18 protein-coding genes are annotated in these 17057 nt (G+C 43.2%); 8 read left to right on the forward strand and 10 right to left on the reverse strand.

What is annotated here, in order from left to right; all coding sequences use genetic code 11:
• The first annotated feature begins 41 nt into the window (after nt 1–41).
• Both AAA943_RS09705 and AAA943_RS09710 read left to right on the forward strand, forming a co-directional pair.
• Complete coding sequence (locus tag AAA943_RS09705; protein WP_338224033.1) at nt 42–1124, forward strand: bile acid:sodium symporter family protein; 1083 nt, start codon at nt 42–44, stop codon at nt 1122–1124.
• A 58-nt stretch (nt 1125–1182) separates the two neighbouring features.
• Nucleotides 1183–1956 carry a hypothetical protein gene (locus AAA943_RS09710; protein WP_338224034.1) on the forward strand — a complete coding sequence of 258 codons (774 nt, stop codon included), beginning with the start codon at nt 1183–1185 and terminating at the stop codon, nt 1954–1956.
• Nucleotide 1957: 1 nt separating this feature from the next.
• On the opposite strand, the gene AAA943_RS09715 is transcribed toward AAA943_RS09710, so the two are convergent.
• Complete coding sequence (locus tag AAA943_RS09715; RefSeq protein ID WP_338224035.1) at nt 1958–2614, reverse strand: GDSL-type esterase/lipase family protein; 657 nt, start codon at nt 2612–2614, stop codon at nt 1958–1960.
• Nucleotides 2615–2849: 235 nt separating this feature from the next.
• Between AAA943_RS09715 and AAA943_RS09720 the strand changes: the two genes are divergently transcribed.
• From AAA943_RS09720 to AAA943_RS09730, 3 genes are all read left to right on the forward strand, one after another.
• The gene (locus AAA943_RS09720) at nt 2850–3950 is read left to right on the forward strand and encodes a DUF4407 domain-containing protein (RefSeq protein WP_338224036.1); all 1101 of its coding nucleotides are present in this window, start codon (nt 2850–2852) and stop codon (nt 3948–3950) included.
• Nucleotides 3951–4030: 80 nt separating this feature from the next.
• The gene (locus tag AAA943_RS09725) at nt 4031–4288 is read left to right on the forward strand and encodes a DUF6364 family protein (protein WP_338224037.1); all 258 of its coding nucleotides are present in this window, start codon (nt 4031–4033) and stop codon (nt 4286–4288) included.
• A complete protein-coding gene (locus AAA943_RS09730; protein ID WP_338224038.1) occupies nt 4285–4701 on the forward strand; it encodes a type II toxin-antitoxin system VapC family toxin in 417 nt (138 codons plus the stop codon). The genes AAA943_RS09725 and AAA943_RS09730 overlap by 4 nt, the downstream gene beginning before the upstream one ends.
• A 21-nt stretch (nt 4702–4722) precedes the next feature.
• Here AAA943_RS09730 and AAA943_RS09735 read toward each other — a convergent pair whose 3' ends face one another.
• The 9 genes from AAA943_RS09735 to leuS all read right to left on the reverse strand — a co-directional run bounded on the left by AAA943_RS09735 (nt 4723) and on the right by leuS (nt 13834).
• Nucleotides 4723–5487: a DUF5995 family protein gene (locus AAA943_RS09735; RefSeq protein ID WP_338224039.1), complete on the reverse strand. Its 765-nt coding sequence runs from the start codon at nt 5485–5487 to the stop codon at nt 4723–4725.
• 3 nt (nt 5488–5490) lie between these two features.
• Nucleotides 5491–6210, reverse strand: a complete 720-nt coding sequence (locus AAA943_RS09740) for a VIT1/CCC1 transporter family protein (RefSeq protein ID WP_338224040.1) — start codon at nt 6208–6210, stop codon at nt 5491–5493.
• Between the two features lie 2 nt (nt 6211–6212).
• Nucleotides 6213–7376, reverse strand: coding sequence for a dipeptidase (locus AAA943_RS09745; RefSeq protein ID WP_338224041.1), 1164 nt, complete (start codon nt 7374–7376; stop codon nt 6213–6215).
• Between the two features lie 1189 nt (nt 7377–8565).
• Nucleotides 8566–9597 carry a glycosyltransferase family 4 protein gene (locus AAA943_RS09750; RefSeq protein ID WP_338224042.1) on the reverse strand — a complete coding sequence of 344 codons (1032 nt, stop codon included), beginning with the start codon at nt 9595–9597 and terminating at the stop codon, nt 8566–8568.
• A complete protein-coding gene (locus tag AAA943_RS09755) occupies nt 9594–9935 on the reverse strand; it encodes a HepT-like ribonuclease domain-containing protein (RefSeq protein ID WP_338224043.1) in 342 nt (113 codons plus the stop codon). Before AAA943_RS09755 ends, AAA943_RS09750 begins: the two co-directional genes overlap by 4 nt.
• Nucleotides 9919–10227 (reverse strand): nucleotidyltransferase family protein, encoded by a 309-nt coding sequence (locus tag AAA943_RS09760; RefSeq protein ID WP_338224044.1) that lies wholly within the window; start codon nt 10225–10227, stop codon nt 9919–9921. Before AAA943_RS09760 ends, AAA943_RS09755 begins: the two co-directional genes overlap by 17 nt.
• A gap of 77 nt (nt 10228–10304) precedes the next feature.
• Nucleotides 10305–10610: a nucleotidyltransferase domain-containing protein gene (locus AAA943_RS09765; protein ID WP_338224045.1), complete on the reverse strand. Its 306-nt coding sequence runs from the start codon at nt 10608–10610 to the stop codon at nt 10305–10307.
• Entirely contained in the window at nt 10589–10990 is a 402-nt protein-coding gene (locus AAA943_RS09770; RefSeq protein ID WP_338224046.1) for a HEPN domain-containing protein, read from the reverse strand. Before AAA943_RS09770 ends, AAA943_RS09765 begins: the two co-directional genes overlap by 22 nt.
• 69 nt (nt 10991–11059) lie before the next feature.
• Nucleotides 11060–13834 (reverse strand): leucine--tRNA ligase, encoded by a 2775-nt coding sequence (gene leuS / locus AAA943_RS09775; protein WP_338224047.1) that lies wholly within the window; start codon nt 13832–13834, stop codon nt 11060–11062.
• 171 nt (nt 13835–14005) lie between these two features.
• On the opposite strand from leuS, the gene AAA943_RS09780 reads away from it, so the two are divergent.
• From AAA943_RS09780 to AAA943_RS09790, 3 genes are all read left to right on the forward strand, one after another.
• Nucleotides 14006–15595 carry an amidohydrolase gene (locus AAA943_RS09780; RefSeq protein ID WP_338224048.1) on the forward strand — a complete coding sequence of 530 codons (1590 nt, stop codon included), beginning with the start codon at nt 14006–14008 and terminating at the stop codon, nt 15593–15595.
• A gap of 134 nt (nt 15596–15729) precedes the next feature.
• Entirely contained in the window at nt 15730–16182 is a 453-nt protein-coding gene (locus tag AAA943_RS09785; RefSeq protein WP_338224049.1) for a GNAT family N-acetyltransferase, read from the forward strand.
• Between the two features lie 222 nt (nt 16183–16404).
• Complete coding sequence (locus AAA943_RS09790; protein ID WP_338224051.1) at nt 16405–17055, forward strand: 7-carboxy-7-deazaguanine synthase QueE; 651 nt, start codon at nt 16405–16407, stop codon at nt 17053–17055.
• Nucleotides 17056–17057 lie beyond the last annotated feature (2 nt).

Genomic DNA, 17057 nt, shown 5'->3' on the forward strand with positions numbered 1-17057 from the left:
TGCAGGTTTTTTTATTTTAGCTTTAACCCCAAAAATTAACGATGAACCCTTCCTTGACCAAGACCTTTCTTGCGCTTGCCGGCCTGGCTTTTTGCTCCTTGATTTATTTCTTCTTCGTCCAAAATTGGATTGGGGTAGGGTGGTCTGCTACAGGGTTTTTTACTTGTCTTGGGATTAGCTTTCAGGGTAGTCCCACGTTAAAAGGATTTACCTATTCGACCATGATTTTCGCGGCAGTTTCATTGGCGATGGCTTTTCCGGCATGGTTCACTGAAATAGGAGGGTACAAGCTATCCAATACAATCACTCCCCTGATTCAGCTAATTATGTTTGGAATGGGGACTTCGATGAGCATCAAGGATTTTGCAGGGGTAGTCAAAACTCCTCAGTCCGTGCTGATCGGAGTTTTGGCTCAGTTTTGCATCATGCCTTTTTTGGGTTTGGCATTGGCTACGATGAGTGGTTTGGAGCCGGAAGTAGCGGCAGGACTGGTTTTGATCGGCAGTTCACCCAGTGGGCTTGCTTCCAATGTAATGAGCTATTTAGCCAAGGCTAACCTAGCCCTTTCGATCACTCTGACGTCGGTTACGACCATGCTGGCTCCATTGATGACTCCTCTATTGATGAAGTTTTTGGCAGGAGCTTTGGTTGAAATAGATGTTCTTAAAATGATGTGGGATATATTCAAAATGATTATCATCCCGATCGGAGCTGGTCTCCTTTTCAACAAGCTTTTTAGTGGGAAATCCAAATGGCTCGATCAAGCCATGCCTTTGGTATCAATGATTGGTATAGGACTGATAATTGTCGTAATCACGGCAGCAGGTAGAGATGCCCTTCTTGAAATAGGAATCTTGCTCATCGGATTAGTTTTGATCCACAATTTCAGTGGGTATTTTATTGGCTATTGGTTTGCAAGAATACTGAGATTGGCCGAAAAAGACTGCCGGACGGTGGCCTTGGAAGTTGGGATGCAAAATGCAGGTCTCGCCTCAGGAATTGCCAAAGAAATGGGAAAAATAGCGACCATTGGACTTGCCTCTGCTGTTTTTGGGCCTGTTATGAATATTTCCGGGTCTATTTTAGCCTCTTTCTGGAGCAAAAAGGAAATTGAAGAAAAATAGCAGGATCGGGCTACAATTTTTTATATGGAGTTTAGTTATTTTTAAAATTATTCGACCAATGAAAGGCTATATCCTACCCCTATTTTGCTTGTTTTTTTTCAGCTCCTCCCTAGCTCAGATACAAACCAATGCTTCTAAAAAAGCTTCCAGAATTGTAAAAAGTGAAAATTATCGATCCCTGAGTGATGATAATGGATACTACTTTTTCCCTCACTTTGGGATGAGATATGGAAATGTCCCTGATTATTTACAAACGGGAATAGAAGATTTGAGTCTGATTTATGGAATGGGCTTTGGATATCGGAAGGAAAATCTCTCCTTGGAATCTGGCTTATCAGTTATTCATCATTCCTCTAGCGCTATTTATTTTCCGATTTGGGAGAGAAGAGAATATTTAATGAATTCTGATTTATCCTTTTTGGTTCTGCCTGTTACTTTTCGCTATGATATTCCTATGGGGAAAAAGGAGAATCTCCGAATAGGTGCTTTTATTAACGCAAATTGGTCAATGATCACTCTGAAGGATGATGATAGCCGATCAGGTATGATCCAAGTGGGAGAAAATCAAGGAACGTATTCCATTACTTCCTCAGCAAAAAGTCCATTTTTCTTCATGACCGGTATCCATTCCAGGTTAAGGGTGTTTAATTCGGCCTTCTTGAATTTCGAATGGGGTACCTTTTTCTCCCTAGGCTCTAATAGAGAATACCAAGTGCAATATGGGGATGCCCCTTCAAGTCAGTTTGACCGGCGATGGGAAGGCTTTTCTTGGTCAGTTGGAGGGATTTTACCATTAAGCGTTTTTGAAGCCAAACTCCGAAAGAAAGAATAGGCTAATTCTTGAGATATTCCTCAAATATCCCCGCCCAAATCACATACCCATCCTGATTCAGGTGAAGTTGGTCTTGGATATATAGCTCAGGCCTTGGACTCCCATCCGAAGTGGTCAGAGCTTTCCAGACATCCACAAACTCTACCTTCTCTTTGGCCCGACAGTATTCGCTCAGCTTTTGGTTGAAGATCTGGTAGCTGGCTTTTTTCTCCCAGCGGGAAGGACTGGGTTTGGCTCCGATCAAAAAAATCTCAATGTCAGGATTGATAAGGTGAATCCGGGTGACAATGTTGTCTAAGCGGGTCAGGATATCAGAAACTTCCACGCCTGCCCAGAGGTCATTGTCTCCCTCGTAAATAAAGACCCGGCTGGGCTCAAACTTGATCACCAAAGGGAACAGATGCCGTTCCAGATCGGAAGCTTTTGAGCCTCCAAAACCTGTGTTGATTAGACTTTCCTCAGGAAAAGTTTCTTCCAAAGTACTCCACATCCGGATAGTCGAACTCCCGGTAAATACCGTGGCCCCTTGCCGCCAACCCAAACTGTCGTATTTGGCTGAAATCCGCTTGACTTCGTTTTCAAAAGGGACTTCTTGGGCTAGTCCCACCTGACAAAGGAAAACGAGAAGAGCAATTAGCTGTATGGGGAATCTTTTCATAAGACCAAACATAAATCAAAATTCTTCTGAACCAAAACCGTTCATCTCGCTGAACGTATTCGAACATCGCGTACAATTGACAGATTTGTCCAGAATTTTCCAGAGCCTGAAGAAAAGCCCTTTCTGTCCCCAAAAAGGCACTTTTCATCCCAAAAGAAGGGATCTGGTAGTCAGACCCCCTTCTTTGGTCATGTTTTAGCGTTGATATTGTGTCCAACATCCAAACCCCTTTTCCATGAATTCAGTCACCCGGTTTTTCTGGTTTTGTAGCGGAGCCAATTTTGCCATTTTAAAAAGAACACCAACTGAGTCAAACAAATATGTCGGTATTGGCGCCACGGTATTTTTTACCGGTATTTTGGCGGCTTTGGCTGCTGGATATGCGCTTTTCACGGTGTTTCAAAGTCTCCTTCCTGCTATTTTTTTTGGCTTGCTCTGGGGGATGATGATCTTTAACCTGGACCGCTTTATCGTGTCCAGTATGCGGAAAAAGGAAAATGCATGGGCGGAATGGAAGTTGGCCATTCCTCGTTTGGTTTTGGCTGTTTTGCTGGCCTTGGTGATTTCCAAGCCTTTGGAATTGAAAATGTTTGAGCGCGAGATCAACCGAAAACTGGATGAGAAGAAGACCGAGTTTATCGCCCAATCCAAAGCAAATCTGGCCAAAGGCTTCCCTGAAATCCAAGAGCTGGAAGGGAAAATCGATACCCTAAAGGCAGAAGTAACCCAAGCCGAAGCTTTCCGGGATCAACTCCAGAAGGAATACGATGCGGAGCGATTTGGAGAAAAGACTTCTGGCACCAGCGGAATTGTAGGATTGGGGACCAATGCCAAAAAGAAGGAGCAGCAACTCGATGCCGCTCAGCTTGCTTTGGATGACCTTCGAAAACGAAATCAAAAGCGTATCGATACTTTGGAAGCTCAGATTAGGGAGTTTATGGCCCTTCGTCAGGCTGAGTTTGAAAAGCAACAGCCGGGAATTGAAGGATTTGATGGTTTGGCGGCACGTATGGATGCCCTTTCCATTTTAACCACCGAAAGCTCAGCCATGGCTATGGCTAATGTATTTATCATGCTGCTTTTCATAGCCATTGAGACTGCCCCAATATTTGTCAAATTGATCTCCAGCCGCGGCCCTTATGACGAACTTTTGGAGCTCCATGAAGAAAAAGTGAAGCTGTTCAAAGGAGAAAAATGGATCATCGCCAAAGGGGAATCAGAGGCTCGGGTGGGTTATTTTCAGGATACTCATTTCTATGCAACAGATTTGAAAAAGGAAAAAACCAATCGGAAAAACCGAGCCGAAACCGATCGGGAATTGGCTAGTTGGGAGTGAATAGAAAGAAATTCAGGGAGTTGTTTTGAATTACGTGTAAATTTATTTTTCTTTACGGTGTACCTCAAAATCAGCGAGTTATGGATACCAAGATCACCTTGTCTTTCAATAAAGACATCATTGACCGAGCCAAGGATTTTGCCGACCAAAATAACATCAGTCTTTCCCGGTTGACTGAGTTTCTGTATGCACAGATGACTTCCAAAAACTACAAATCTTTGGAGGAGCTGCCGATTTCCGATTGGGTGAATAGGGTGTCGGAGGGGGGGGTTGAGTATAAGCGCATGCCTTCCAGTCGCAAGGCCATGAAGGATGAGTTCTTCGAAGGCAAAAAATGAGGGTATTTCTGGATGCAAATGTGTTGGTGTCCGTTCTGAATAAGGAATACCCGCTTTTTCCGCATTCTGCTCGGATTTTAAGTTTGGCGGATCAGCAGCGATTCCAACTTTTTACCACACCGATTTGCTTGGCTATTGCTTTTTATTTTGCTGAGAAAAAATGCGGAACTGCCCAAGCCAAGCAAAAAATGCAGGTTCTTTCTTCCAAAATTCACATTGCGGCTGTGGACTCCCAAACTGTCAAAAGTGCTGTTTCAAATCCAAGTGTAATGGACTTTGAGGATGGGTTGGAGTATTATTCAGCGTTGCAGGTTGACTGCAAAGCCATCATTACGGAGGATTCTGAAGGGTTCTATTTTTCAGAAATCCCAGTGTATGATTGCCGTAAGTTTCTGGAAGAAGTGGTGTTTTAAAAGTTTTAACCCTTCTGGCGTTTAGGACCCTTGGAGGGTTTTATTGGCCACCTGATCCAGCTGGTCCATTGTTTTTTGAACGGATTTCCATTCTGCAATTGCTACGAATTTGATCAAAAAGCCCAGAAACTTTCCCGGATTGATCAGTTTTTTAGCAAGCTTGGAGATGTTTTTATCCCGATCCTGAATCTGAAAGGCTTTGTCAGGGTCTGCATGGTATTCCCCGGCATATTTCCAAGCTCCATCCCTGGCGATTTGAATAGAGAAATTGAGGAGCATTTCGTCTTTTCCTTTGGCCAAAGGAATCAGCCAGCCAAAAATCGGTGAAACCACGCTGATATTGGCTTTGACTCCATCGACTAATTCACTCAATATCGAATTGATTTTATCGAAATCTCCCTTAATTCCATCGAGCTCTTTTTCGATCATCGTCTCTGAGGCTGAAATTCCAAGATCCAAATTGATATGCGCATTGATACCCAAAAAAAGATGTTGTAAGACCAGGTGACCTGAATTTTTGCTTGCTTCAAAAGCCAATCTCCAGCTTTCGGTCGGTTTTTGACCGGATTTCCATAAGTCATAGGCATCGATAAATCGTTTCGCAAAAAGTACGTCCAAAATTTCCATTCGTGGATTGTCTTCAAATTCCCCAGCCAAAATCCCGTCTCGAACTCTTCGGGTTACTTGTCGGTAAAGAATGGAGAAATAGCCAATTCGGCTATCGGAGGTCCTGCATTCGTCTACAATCTGATCCATCCGGACCAATACTTCATCAATTGTCTTCATGAGTTATTTGAAAAAACTTTCCAGAACATCGCCGACATAATAGGCTACAACTGCTGCCAACAGACCCAAACCCACGGTCTCCAAAATACTGCGAAGGGTGGAGGTTTGATTGACGATTCCTTTGAGCCACCCTACAATCAAAAAAGCCAGCCCAGTTAATACACTTGTCCAAAAAAAGGTGTTGATTTCCATCGGAAAGAAGAAATTCCAGAGATAGACCATCAAGGGGATAAAGCCTACCAAAATAAAGGAAATCAGGGTGGCCAAGCCGATTTTAAATGGGCTTTTGGTTTCCTTCATCATGCCCAATTCGTCTTTCATCATTTCAGCTACCCAGAGATCCTTGTCCGCGCAGATGTGATCGACAATTTTATCCAAAAGCTCACCTTTAAAGCCTTTTTCCCGATAGATTTCAGCCACTTCCTCTCGCTCGATTTCGGGAAGATTTTCGATTTCCCAATATTCGATTTTTTCGTGTTTATCGAAATTGTCCCTTTCACTTTTGGCAGAAAGATAGGCTCCCACTGACATTGAAAAACCATCTGCCAACAAATTGGCAAAACCTAGAATAATCAAGATGCCTGGGTCGAGGTTTGCCCCATAGCCACCGGCTACAACGGCAAAGGTGGTCACAGCCCCGTCAATGCCTCCATAGACAAATTCCCGGAGGTATTCCTGGAGCTTCCCAAAATTGGTATTTGGGAGATGCTGCTTTTCTTCCATGATTAGTTGAGGTTTTGTAGGAAAAAGCGTTTGACATTTTCTCCCATAACTGCGCGGATTTCCTCCTCAGAAAATCCCGCCTCCATCAAGCCTTCCACGATCAAAGGAAGCCCCGTGATGTCAAAAGGAACGGCTACTGAACCGTCATAATCCGAACCCAAGGCTACATATTCCACACCAACCAAATCACGTACATGTTTGATGGAGGCGAGGATATTGGGGAGTTCGGGTTCGCCTACAGCCATGTCAAAAAAAGCAATACCGATTATCCCCCCATTGGCAGCAATTTTTTGGATTTGAGCATCGCTAAGATTTCGCTGAGAGTCTAAAACGGCCCGCACACCAGTATGAGATACGATGACTGGTTTGGAAGTAAGGTTCAATACATCCTCCACAATGGCAGGGGAAGCATGTGCCAAGTCTATAAAAATTCCCAATTCATTCATCTTCCTCACGGCATCTTTTCCAAAATCAGAAAGCCCTGCTCCATTCTCTCCATGAGCCGAACCACCAAATTCATTGTCAAAAAAGTGAGTGGGTCCTATCATTCGCACACCTGCCTCGTAGACTTTGCTCAGGTTTTCCAAGCTTCCTTCCAGTGCATGCCCACCTTCTACTCCGAGCATAGCTCCAATCACTGACTTATCGGTATTTCTGGCTTCCAAAAGCTTCTCCAAGTCTGCCTTGGATCGGATGAAGATGGCTTTCCCTTCCTCCTTTTCTACAAATTGAGCAAGTGCTTCACTTTGGCCCAGAGTTCTGTTGATCAGGCTAAACCAATTCCAAGGACTTTCCCCTTTGGCGATGGTCAGTGGAGTAATATTGTCAAAGGCATCTTCCGAATTGCTTTGCATGTTTTGCCCTGCCGGAGATTTGGATACGATGGTAAACATCTCCAGAGCCACATTGGCTTCTCGCATTCGGGGAAAATCCACATGGCCTCTGTCCCCTCGTTCGTTAAGATTTCTACCCCAGAGAAGGGCGTCACAGTGAAGGTCAGATATGAAATCCAACCTGTCATAAAGGGCTTGAGCTTCCAGAGAAACGGAATAAGGGGCCGGGCTTTTTACCGGATTCCTTTGCATCTCTATATACTGGGGGACCGTGTTTATCCCGATCAGATATACGATAAAAAGAAGGGCTAGGAAGATTAGGATTTTTTTCATCTGCTGGGGTTTTGCCAATGAATATAGCTAAAATGGTCGGGAAGAGAGGTCTTGGAATTTGTTCTTATTGTTCAGATCGCATGGGAAATTTACTGGAAAGGGCGAAAGCAATATTTCAATTGAAAATTGGTAGGATAGTCTCAAAAAGTAAAGATCAGCATGGACTAAGGGGTTAAGTGAGAAAAGCAGGAACTGAGCTTGACCTTCTAATAGCCTGTACTCAAAGAAAGGATGGAATTGACCAAGCAACATCTGTAAACCTGCATTCATCTGATTGGGGATATAGACCTTGGGGAAGTAGAATTGATGTTGGATTTCTAAAAATTTTGCTCATTTCATCCGTGGATTCAAGAAAGACGTTCAACTGACAGCGATGGTATTTCTGAGCTCATCGTAAAATATTCAGGAAATTTTTTACTGAAATTTTGATTTTTTATTTGCTTTTGATAGGTTTATCAAACTTTGGCAACAAGAAAAATAGCTCAACCCAGTACTTAGCCAAAGTTTATATGGTTTTAATCCATTAACAATAAACCCCAACAGGGAGCCAAATTTCAAAAAGGCTCCCTTTTTTTTTGCTATATAATTTATTGTTTTTGTATAAAGTGAAAAAAGTGGTTTAAAAAAAAGCCTGTTTTATACTAATTTTTGTAAAAAGTAGAAAAATTGGTTTTCTTGATTTTAGGAAATCGATTTCTTGGAAATTCTGTTTAAAGGCCAAAAATCAAAGAAACCTTCCCTAATATTTGGTAAAGTTAGGTTTCTTTAGAGATGCTTCTTATTCTTTGTTTCCTCTGGAAAATGACCTTTTTCAAAAAAATCATGAAATGAATAAATATTGCCGATTTTGACCCGATACATTCTTCATTCTCTTTAATGATTTTTATTTATGATTTTCTCAAGGATGTTTGTACATCAAAATGACTTCTACATTTGCGCAAACCCAGTGACCGAGTTGGGAATCCAGGCACCAAGTTAATTCTTGCTGAGAAGAAAGTTACGGCTTAACCCCAATTGGCTCCCTGACCTACAATCCTTCCGGTGGGTGAGAAAGGGCCGACCTGCTTGATCGAATCAAATAAAAGTAAAAAGGAATAATCTCCTGTAGGTACGAAATGAAAAATGGATTTTTGGAAGATTTGAGAGGTTGCGGGATTTTGCGAGGCAATCCCAGACTTTAAATTGGACTTTATTTCAAAAGGTCAAGGTTTTTCAACAAGAGAATCTTTCTCGATTCGAAAGGATAATTTTGGGAAATTCTACTTGTGGCTTCTTTGGATATCATCTTTAAATCTTTCGCCAGGAGTGTTTTTATTGCCTTATCCAAAACCTCATATTCCTTTACTTTCACTATCCAGCCTGCCCTCCCAATAATCTCCGGAATGGCACCTACCGCCGATCCGATGGGAATGCATCCGCAAGCCATGGCTTCTCCAAGTGCATTTGGGAAACCCTCCGAAGTAGAAAGTTGAAGGTAAAATTGATGGGAATTGTAAAGCTTCAAAAGTTCGGAAGGATTCATTTTTCCTAAAACCTTTACGTTCGAATTTGGTGATACATAATTCGAATCGCCAACCAAGGTGAATTCCCAATTTGGATGAGCCTTTGCTAATTTTTCGATCAAATCATAGCCTTTGACCATCGCGCGGGAAAGATTGGAAGTGCCGGTTGCTACCGATATAAAGGTTAACGTATTACGTTCTTTTCCTGAAGCTTTCCAGAAATCTGTATCAAAACCATTGGGGATGACCTGAATGGGGGTTTTCAGATCTGGAATCAAATTCAAAAGACCTTGCTTTGGCGAAATACTTGAATCATACGAATAATCCTGCTTGACCAAGGCCTCGGCTACTGGCAAAATCAACGAGCAGTTTTTAAAAGAGTAAACCGTGGCTTTGCGAAGCCATTTTTTCCGAAAATTCCCATAACCTATCTCGGGCATATTGATGCAGTCGGTGCCTCCTGCTTGGATGGTGCATTTTTTTCCAAACACCTTCCCAAACCAAACCGGCAACACACTATGGTATCCTCCGAAAAAGCAGAGGTATTGACTGGTGCGGGGTAGAAACCAAAGCAGTTGAAAAAACTGAAGAATAAAATGAAATGGAAGTTTGACCGGGCTTTGGGTAAACTCCAAAGGCTTGATTGCAGCCACCGGACTGATCATTTCCAGGTCACGGTCGGTAAATGCGGTGCGGACGGGGAAGGCGTAGAGGATCATTTTTCCTCCAAGAGTTTTTTGACTTCTTTTTTCAAAAGTGGGAAATGATCCCTAATAGTTCTGGTAATAATAATATACGAAACGGACTCATATTCATGAGCAATATAGTTTCTAGCCCCAATTATCTCATTTGCGTCAGAGATTGGGATTTTTGGCCCGACTTTGATCAATCTTTTAGTTGCTTCCCCAATTATTTCAAGATTTCGCTCGACTGCTCGGAGCGTTTTCCGATCTCCAGTTAGGTGTTCGATTGTGATTTCTTTTCCATCAAAAAAGGATTCGATTTCATCAATACAGGTCAAATCATCAAAAAGGTATTTTTTAATTTTTCGACTCATACAAAAGAGATTTAGTTTCGTCGATTTCTTCTTTAAAGTAAGGGTTGCTAATTGACCTATATTCTATGAGGTCAACTTCTTTATTAAAAAGTGTTTCCAGTTCCTCTTTGAGGGAGAAAAAATTGGTCACGTACTTATCAATATCTTTAATATGGAATTCCACCAAAAAATCCACATCGCTTTCATCATTAAAAGCAGAAGTAAGCACCGAACCAAAGGCATAAAGCTTTGATACTTTGTGTTTTTCACAAAGAACGTTAATTGCTTCATGATTTGTCTTCAATAGGTTCATTAATCAAAGATAGTCTTATTTCCATTAAACCGAAAAAGGCTCAATTCCTTAAAATTGAGCCTTTTGGAGATAGATTTTTAGCCTATTAAAATCCCAGTTTCCTTGATTTCTTTGGCAAAAGGATTCTGAGAATTGAAGTCCTTTGAATTAAGAGGATGTGGTTCGATTCTCAGATCTATTTTTCTTCTAAGCTTTCTCATTTCCTGTTGAGTTCGAAAAAAATCATCCATTCGGTCAAAGACCAAGGCCACATCTACATCGCTGGATTCTTTCTCAAGGCCTTTAGCGTACGAGCCAAAAAGGTAGGCTTCTCTCAATCCCAAGTTTTCAGGGATTAAGGTTAGGAAGCTTTTTACATTTTTCAGAATTTCTGAATTAACCATAGCCTAAGCGTTTCGATTCGTTCTTTCCAAAGGAAAGAAAATTCTTCGGTGCAAAGTTTATTAAATTCTCTTTTATAACTGTCATATCGGGCATTTAGGTTAAATGTAGAGATTTGATCCAGCCAATCTTTTTGGGTTTCATCGAGTGAAAAATTGCATTTATCAGCTAATCTCAAAAGGTCGTGGGTAAAAAGAGCATGTTTTTGATTGTCTTTGACATAGTGGGCCTTCAAAAGTTTTTCTAGAACCAAATGTCCGATGAACAATCCCCAACTAAAATCCCTTGATTTAAATAAGTTCTGCATGGTCTTAAAGTCCTGATCAGAAGATTCTTTCCAAAACAGAATGATCTTTTCTCTATCTTCTAATTTCTCATCCATAGTTCAAATTAAAAGAAAAGGACCAAAAGATTTTCTCTTGGTCCTTTGATTTTTAGGTGTTTAAGCTCTTTATACCACCAAATTCACAATCTTACCCGGTACGATAATCACTTTCTTTGGAGCTTTGCCTTCCAGCCATTTTTGTACGGTGGTATCGGCCAAAGCTGCTTTTTCAATTTCAGGAACGGATAAAGAAAGTGGCAAGTCCAACTTTGCGCGCATCTTACCATTGATCATGACCGGATACTCAAAGTTGCTTTCAACCAAGTATTCTTCTTTGAACTTAGGGAATCTTGCAGTGGTAATTGAATCTGAATGACCTAAAAGCGACCAAAGTTCTTCGGCAATATGCGGTGCGTATGGAGAAATCAAAACCGACAAAGGCTCCAATACTTCCCGCTTATTGCACTTCATGGCAGTGAGTTCATTCACGCAGATCATAAAGCTGGACACGGAGGTATTAAAGGAATAATTGGCCATGTCTTCCTCCATTTTCTTGATGGCTTTGTGAAGGGCCTTCAGTTCCTCTTTGGTGGCTTTTTCATCAGAAACCGCAAATTCACCAGCTGCATTATGGTAAAGATTCCAAACCTTCCTTAGGAACTTATACACTCCATCGATGCCATTGGTATTCCAAGGCTTGAACTGCTCCAAAGGTCCAAGGAACATCTCATACAATCTCAACGTGTCGGCGCCGTATCGCTCGATAATATCGTCTGGGTTGACCACATTGTACTTGGATTTGGACATTTTTTCCACTTCCGATCCACAGAGGTACTTGCCGTCTTCCAGAATAAATTTGGCATCAGCCAAGTCCGGTCTCCAAGCTTTGAACTTCTCCAGATTCAGCTGATCGTTGTGGACTATATTTACATCCACATGCATGGCAGAGGTGTCGTATTGATCTTTTAATCCGTAGGAAACAAAGGTGTTCGTGCCTTTTAATCGATACACAAAATTCGACCTTCCTTGAATCATCCCTTGGTTGATCATCTTTTGGAAAGGTTCGTCGATGCTCACTACGCCCAAATCATACAAAAACTTGGTCCAGAATCGGGAATAGAGCAAGTGGCCTGTGGCGTGTTCGGAACCACCGATGTACAAATCCACGGCACCCCAATAGTCTGTTTTGGCCTTATCTGCGAAAACAGCTTCGTTTTTCGGATCCATGTAACGGAAGAAATACCAGCTCGATCCCGCCCAACCTGGCATGGTGGAGAGTTCTAAAGGATATTCACCGTCAGCCGTTTTGTAAGTCCAGTCTTTTGCTCGACCGAGTGGGGGTTCGCCGTCTTCGGTAGGCAAATATTTATCTACCTCTGGAAGGACTAAAGGAAGGTCTTTTTCTTCAAGTAAATAAGGCAAGCCGTCTTTGAAATATACGGGAAGCGGTTCACCCCAATAGCGCTGACGGGTGAAAATCGCATCCCGCATTCGGAATTGGATTTTACCTTTTCCGATCCCTTTTTCCTCCAAAAACTCGATGCATTTATCCATGGCTTCTTTCATGTAAAGCCCAGAAATAAAGCCTGAATTGATAATCAAGCCACCTTTTCCGGGGAAAGAACCGTTCTCCATCGAGCCTTCGATCACTTGGCGGATTTCCAGTCCAAAGTGCTTGGCAAAGTTGTAGTCGCGCTCGTCGTGTGCAGGTACAGCCATGACAGCGCCTGTTCCATACCCAGCTAATACATAGTCAGCCACCCAGATTTGGATTTCCTCTCCGTTGAATGGATTGATCGCATAGGAACCGGTAAACGCACCTGAAATGGTCTTTACATCACTCATTCGCTCGCGCTCGGAGCGGTTTTTAGCGACTTGGATATAGGCTTCGGCAGTTTCCCGCTGATCGTCTGTGACCAGTTCGGCGGCCAAATCTGACTCTGGAGCTAAAGCCAAATAGGTTACTCCGAAGATCGTATCTACTCGAGTGGTAAAGACCTTAATTTTCCTATCTGAACCTTTTACATCAAACAAAACTTCAGCGCCGATCGACTTTCCGATCCAGTTGCGTTGCATTTCCTTGATGGGTTCGGACCAGTCTACTTTTTCCAAACCTTGGAGCAAGCGATCTGCATAAGCCGTGATCCGCATGGACCATTGCATCATTTTCTTACGCTCTACAGGATGCCCTCCTCTTTCGGAGAAACCGTCCTTTACTTCGTCATTGGAAAGCACGGTTCCTAAAGCCGGACACCAGTTTACGGTGGTTTCAGCCAAGAAATTCAATCGGTATTTGAGCAGCATTTCCTGCTTTTCTTTTTCAGAAAAAGCGTTCCATTCTTCTGCGCTGAAAATAGTTGTGTCATCATCGCAAACCGCTTTCACTTTTGCGTTTCCTTCTTTTTCAAATCGGGAAACCAAAGACTCGATGGAAAGTGCCTTGTCCGCATCCAAGTCGTAATAGCTCTTGAACAGCTGCATGAAAATCCACTGGGTCCATTTATAATAGGATGGGTCCGAGGTGCGAACTTCCCGATCCCAGTCAAAAGCAAAGCCGATGTTTTTAAGCTGCTCGGTGTATCGGGTGATGTTTTGCTCGGTAGTGATGGCGGGGTGTTGCCCGGTTTGGATGGCATATTGTTCTGCCGGCAAACCAAAAGAATCATAGCCCATTGGATGAAGGACATTGAAACCTTTCAGCATCTTAAATCGGGAGACGATATCTGAAGCGATGTATCCCAGCGGGTGGCCGACGTGTAGCCCGGCACCGGATGGATAAGGAAACATGTCCAGGGAATAAAACTTGGGACGATTGGGGTCCACCTCGGCTTTAAAGGTTCCTTTTTCTTTCCAGTAGCCTTGCCATTTCTGCTCGATTTCCCTGAAGTTGTACTCCGCCATGATTGAAATATTCTTGATTTTTTGACTAAATGCCTGCAAAAATAGAAAAATCAGGCGGCTTTGGTAGTCAAATTTCCAATTCCTCCCAAATCGGGATTTTGGCCACTGATCAATTTTGTTTGAGGCAGAGGAGTCTTTTTTGTACTTTCAGAACACTAACCAATCAACCTTATGAGAAGAAAATTACTGCTTACACTCGCCTTGGCTGGAGGAATTTGCCTTTCGGCTTTTCCCCAGAAGAAATACACTCCCAAGCAAATAGAGGCACTCAAAGCCGAAGCGGCCCAAATCGTCCAAGCCAATCACAAGCAAAGCCAAGTGATGGTGGACAAGATTTTTTCCTTTGCCGAATTGGGCTTTCAGGAAATTGAATCTTCCAAATACTTGACCGGGATTTTGGAGCAAAATGGCTTTACCATCGAAACGGGAATCTCTGCCATCCCCACGGCATGGTGGGCTACTTGGAGTAATGGGGAAGGTCCGGTGATTGCTTTGGGTTCTGATGTGGACAATATTCCCAAAGCCTCTCAGTATCCGGGAGTTGCCTACCACAAACCCATGGTTGAAGGAGCTCCGGGCCATGGAGAAGGACATAATGCCGGGATTCCCCTGAATATCACGGCTGCCTTGGCCGTGAAGCAGATTATGGAGCGGGAGAATATCGGAGGCACCTTAATTCTTTGGCCGGGGATTGCCGAGGAATTGGTAGCTGCAAAGGCGTGGTTTGTTCGGGATGGGAAATTTGACGGAATTGATCTTTGCATTTTCACCCACGTGGCAAATAATCTTGCGGTCAGCTACGGACAGGCTAGCGGCACAGGATTGATTTCCGTGGAATATACCTTCTCCGGAGATGCCGCACACTCCGCTGGTGCGCCATGGAGGGGAAAAAGTGCCGCTGATGCCACAGAGCTGATGAACATTGGCTGGAACTACAAGCGGGAGCATTTGCATCCACTGAAAAGATCGCACTCTGTAATCACCGATGGAGGAGATCAGCCCAATGTGGTGCCATCCAAGGCGTCGATTTGGTACTATTTCCGGGATGTGAAGTACGACGGGATCATGGAAATGTATGCACAGGCCAATGATATCGCCAAAGGAGCGGCACTCATGACCGGAACGACCATGGAGTACAAGGTGCTGGGCACTGCATGGCCAAGGCACTTTAATAAGGTGATCGCTGAGAGGATGTATCAAAATATCCTTAAGGTAGGGCTTCCCGAGTGGGATGAAAACGATCAAACTTTGGCAAAGGCTGTTCAGGAAGAGATGGGTTCCAAACCAACAGGCCTGGCTACCAAACTGGATACTTTGGGACTGCCTGTGAAAGAGCCTGTCTCGGGTGGCTCAGACGATATCGGAGATGTGTCTTGGGTCGTGCCTACCGTGACTTTGAGATTCCCTTCCAATATTCCTGGACTTCCAGGTCATCACTGGAGCAATGCCATTGCTATGGCGACACCTATTGCTCATAAGGGTGTAACAGCCGGTGCCAAAGCGGAAGCGATGACTATTTTGGACTTTCTGCTTCTTCCCGAACTGGTGGATCAGGCTTGGGACTACTTCAAAAATGTGCAGACCAAAGAAGAAACCTACAAGCCAATGATTACGAAGGATGACGCTCCTCCGATTTATCTAAATGAAGGCATTATGAAGCAGTTCCGTCCAGCTTTGGAGAAATTTTACTATGACGAGACGAAATACGATACCTACTTGGAGCAGCTTGGGGTGACGTATCCGACGGTGAAAAAAGAATAGGGATTTACGAATTACGATTTTTGATTTACGACATTCTTTTGTTCCTCAATTTTAGATTCCAAAAAGTAACTACTTTAAATTAGGATTGAGGTTCTATTAATGTCGTAAATCGTCATTCGTAAATCAAAAATCCAATGTCACAGGGTCAATCAAGTTTCACTATAAGACAGGCTTCTCCCGCCGAACTCCTCTGGGTGCACGAACGCATCCCGGAGTTTCCGGGGAAGGCTTCCATGGATTTTTACGCAGAGCGCTTGAAGCATCGGCTTTATTTGGGGTTGGTGGCTGAGAGAGATGGAGAGCTTTTGGGGTTTAAAGTTGGGTACCAAAGTGAAACCCCTGATACCTTTTATTCTTGGATGGGAGGGGTGAGACCCGAGTTTCGAAAGTTGGGAATTGCAGATGCTTTGGCTGAATTTCAGGAAAATTGGGCCAGAGAAAAGGGATTCAAGGCTATCTTTTTCAAAACCAGAAACCGCTTCCCAGCAATGATTGCTTTCGGATTGAAGCGTGGATTTAAAATCATGGAAGTAATTCCCAAGGGAGGGGTGGAAGATTATCGGGTGGTGTTGTGGAAGGAACTTTGAATTAGGAACAGCAATTTGTGTAAGAACGATTTACGATTTCAGATTTACGATGCTTTTTTGCTCCTCAAGCCTAATTTCCACAGGGTAACTACCCAGAATCAGATTTGAGGTTCTTATTCAAGTCGTAAATCGTACTTCTTAAATCGTACTTATCCTTTCAATTTTAACGCTTACCTTTGTTTTCTAAACCAGCGGTCGAATCACCCGCTTTACCAAAAATTCATGCAGACACTCGATTTGGTAGCTCCGACTACCCAAGAACTCATTTCCGCAGGGCTTCAGCTTCCCATCATGGAGGCTTTTTATACCATCCAAGGAGAAGGCAGATTTACAGGACATCCTGCATATTTTATTCGGCTGGGAGGTTGTGATGTAGGCTGCGTCTGGTGCGACGTCAAAGAAAGCTGGGAAGCTGCCAAGTGGCCGGTTTTATCCATTGAGAAAATCGTAGAGGACGCCTTGGCTTTTCCGGGAAGACTTGTGGTCATTACCGGAGGCGAGCCTTTGATGTACAATCTTGATCCTTTGACCAAGCTTTTGAAAGAAAAAGGATTTACCACCAATATTGAAACTTCTGGAGCTCATCCTTTTTCAGGAGATTTTGACTGGGTGTGTTTTTCTCCCAAGAAATTCAAAAAACCACATCCTTCGATCTACAAAGTAGCCGATGAACTCAAAGTGGTCATTTACAATAAGAGTGATTTTTCATTTGCCCAGGAGCATGCCCGGTTGGTGAACCCCGTTTGTGAACTTCGTCTTCAGCCCGAGTGGAGTAAGGCTGAAAAATTCACACCGGAGATCATTGAGTACGTGAAAAACCACCCGAATTGGAAAATATCCCTGCAAACCCATAAATTTATGGACATCCCATAAGT

Source organism: Algoriphagus confluentis (genome assembly GCF_036245625.1).
Classification (GTDB): domain Bacteria; phylum Bacteroidota; class Bacteroidia; order Cytophagales; family Cyclobacteriaceae; genus Algoriphagus; species Algoriphagus confluentis.

Coding starts and splice junctions, on each gene's coding strand:
- AAA943_RS09780 (WP_338224048.1), top strand. CDS start 14,006: ATGAGAAGAAAATTACTGCTTACACTCGCCTTGGCTGGAGGAATTTGC.
- AAA943_RS09720 (WP_338224036.1), top strand. CDS start 2,850: ATGAATTCAGTCACCCGGTTTTTCTGGTTTTGTAGCGGAGCCAATTTT.
- AAA943_RS09725 (WP_338224037.1), top strand. CDS start 4,031: ATGGATACCAAGATCACCTTGTCTTTCAATAAAGACATCATTGACCGA.
- AAA943_RS09705 (WP_338224033.1), top strand. CDS start 42: ATGAACCCTTCCTTGACCAAGACCTTTCTTGCGCTTGCCGGCCTGGCT.
- AAA943_RS09750 (WP_338224042.1), bottom strand. CDS start 9,597: ATGATCCTCTACGCCTTCCCCGTCCGCACCGCATTTACCGACCGTGAC.
- AAA943_RS09770 (WP_338224046.1), bottom strand. CDS start 10,990: ATGGATGAGAAATTAGAAGATAGAGAAAAGATCATTCTGTTTTGGAAA.
- AAA943_RS09735 (WP_338224039.1), bottom strand. CDS start 5,487: ATGAAGACAATTGATGAAGTATTGGTCCGGATGGATCAGATTGTAGAC.
- AAA943_RS09745 (WP_338224041.1), bottom strand. CDS start 7,376: ATGAAAAAAATCCTAATCTTCCTAGCCCTTCTTTTTATCGTATATCTG.
- AAA943_RS09715 (WP_338224035.1), bottom strand. CDS start 2,614: ATGAAAAGATTCCCCATACAGCTAATTGCTCTTCTCGTTTTCCTTTGT.
- AAA943_RS09740 (WP_338224040.1), bottom strand. CDS start 6,210: ATGGAAGAAAAGCAGCATCTCCCAAATACCAATTTTGGGAAGCTCCAG.
- AAA943_RS09710 (WP_338224034.1), top strand. CDS start 1,183: ATGAAAGGCTATATCCTACCCCTATTTTGCTTGTTTTTTTTCAGCTCC.
- leuS (WP_338224047.1), bottom strand. CDS start 13,834: ATGGCGGAGTACAACTTCAGGGAAATCGAGCAGAAATGGCAAGGCTAC.
- AAA943_RS09790 (WP_338224051.1), top strand. CDS start 16,405: ATGCAGACACTCGATTTGGTAGCTCCGACTACCCAAGAACTCATTTCC.
- AAA943_RS09765 (WP_338224045.1), bottom strand. CDS start 10,610: ATGGTTAATTCAGAAATTCTGAAAAATGTAAAAAGCTTCCTAACCTTA.
- AAA943_RS09785 (WP_338224049.1), top strand. CDS start 15,730: ATGTCACAGGGTCAATCAAGTTTCACTATAAGACAGGCTTCTCCCGCC.
- AAA943_RS09730 (WP_338224038.1), top strand. CDS start 4,285: ATGAGGGTATTTCTGGATGCAAATGTGTTGGTGTCCGTTCTGAATAAG.
- AAA943_RS09760 (WP_338224044.1), bottom strand. CDS start 10,227: ATGAACCTATTGAAGACAAATCATGAAGCAATTAACGTTCTTTGTGAA.
- AAA943_RS09755 (WP_338224043.1), bottom strand. CDS start 9,935: ATGAGTCGAAAAATTAAAAAATACCTTTTTGATGATTTGACCTGTATT.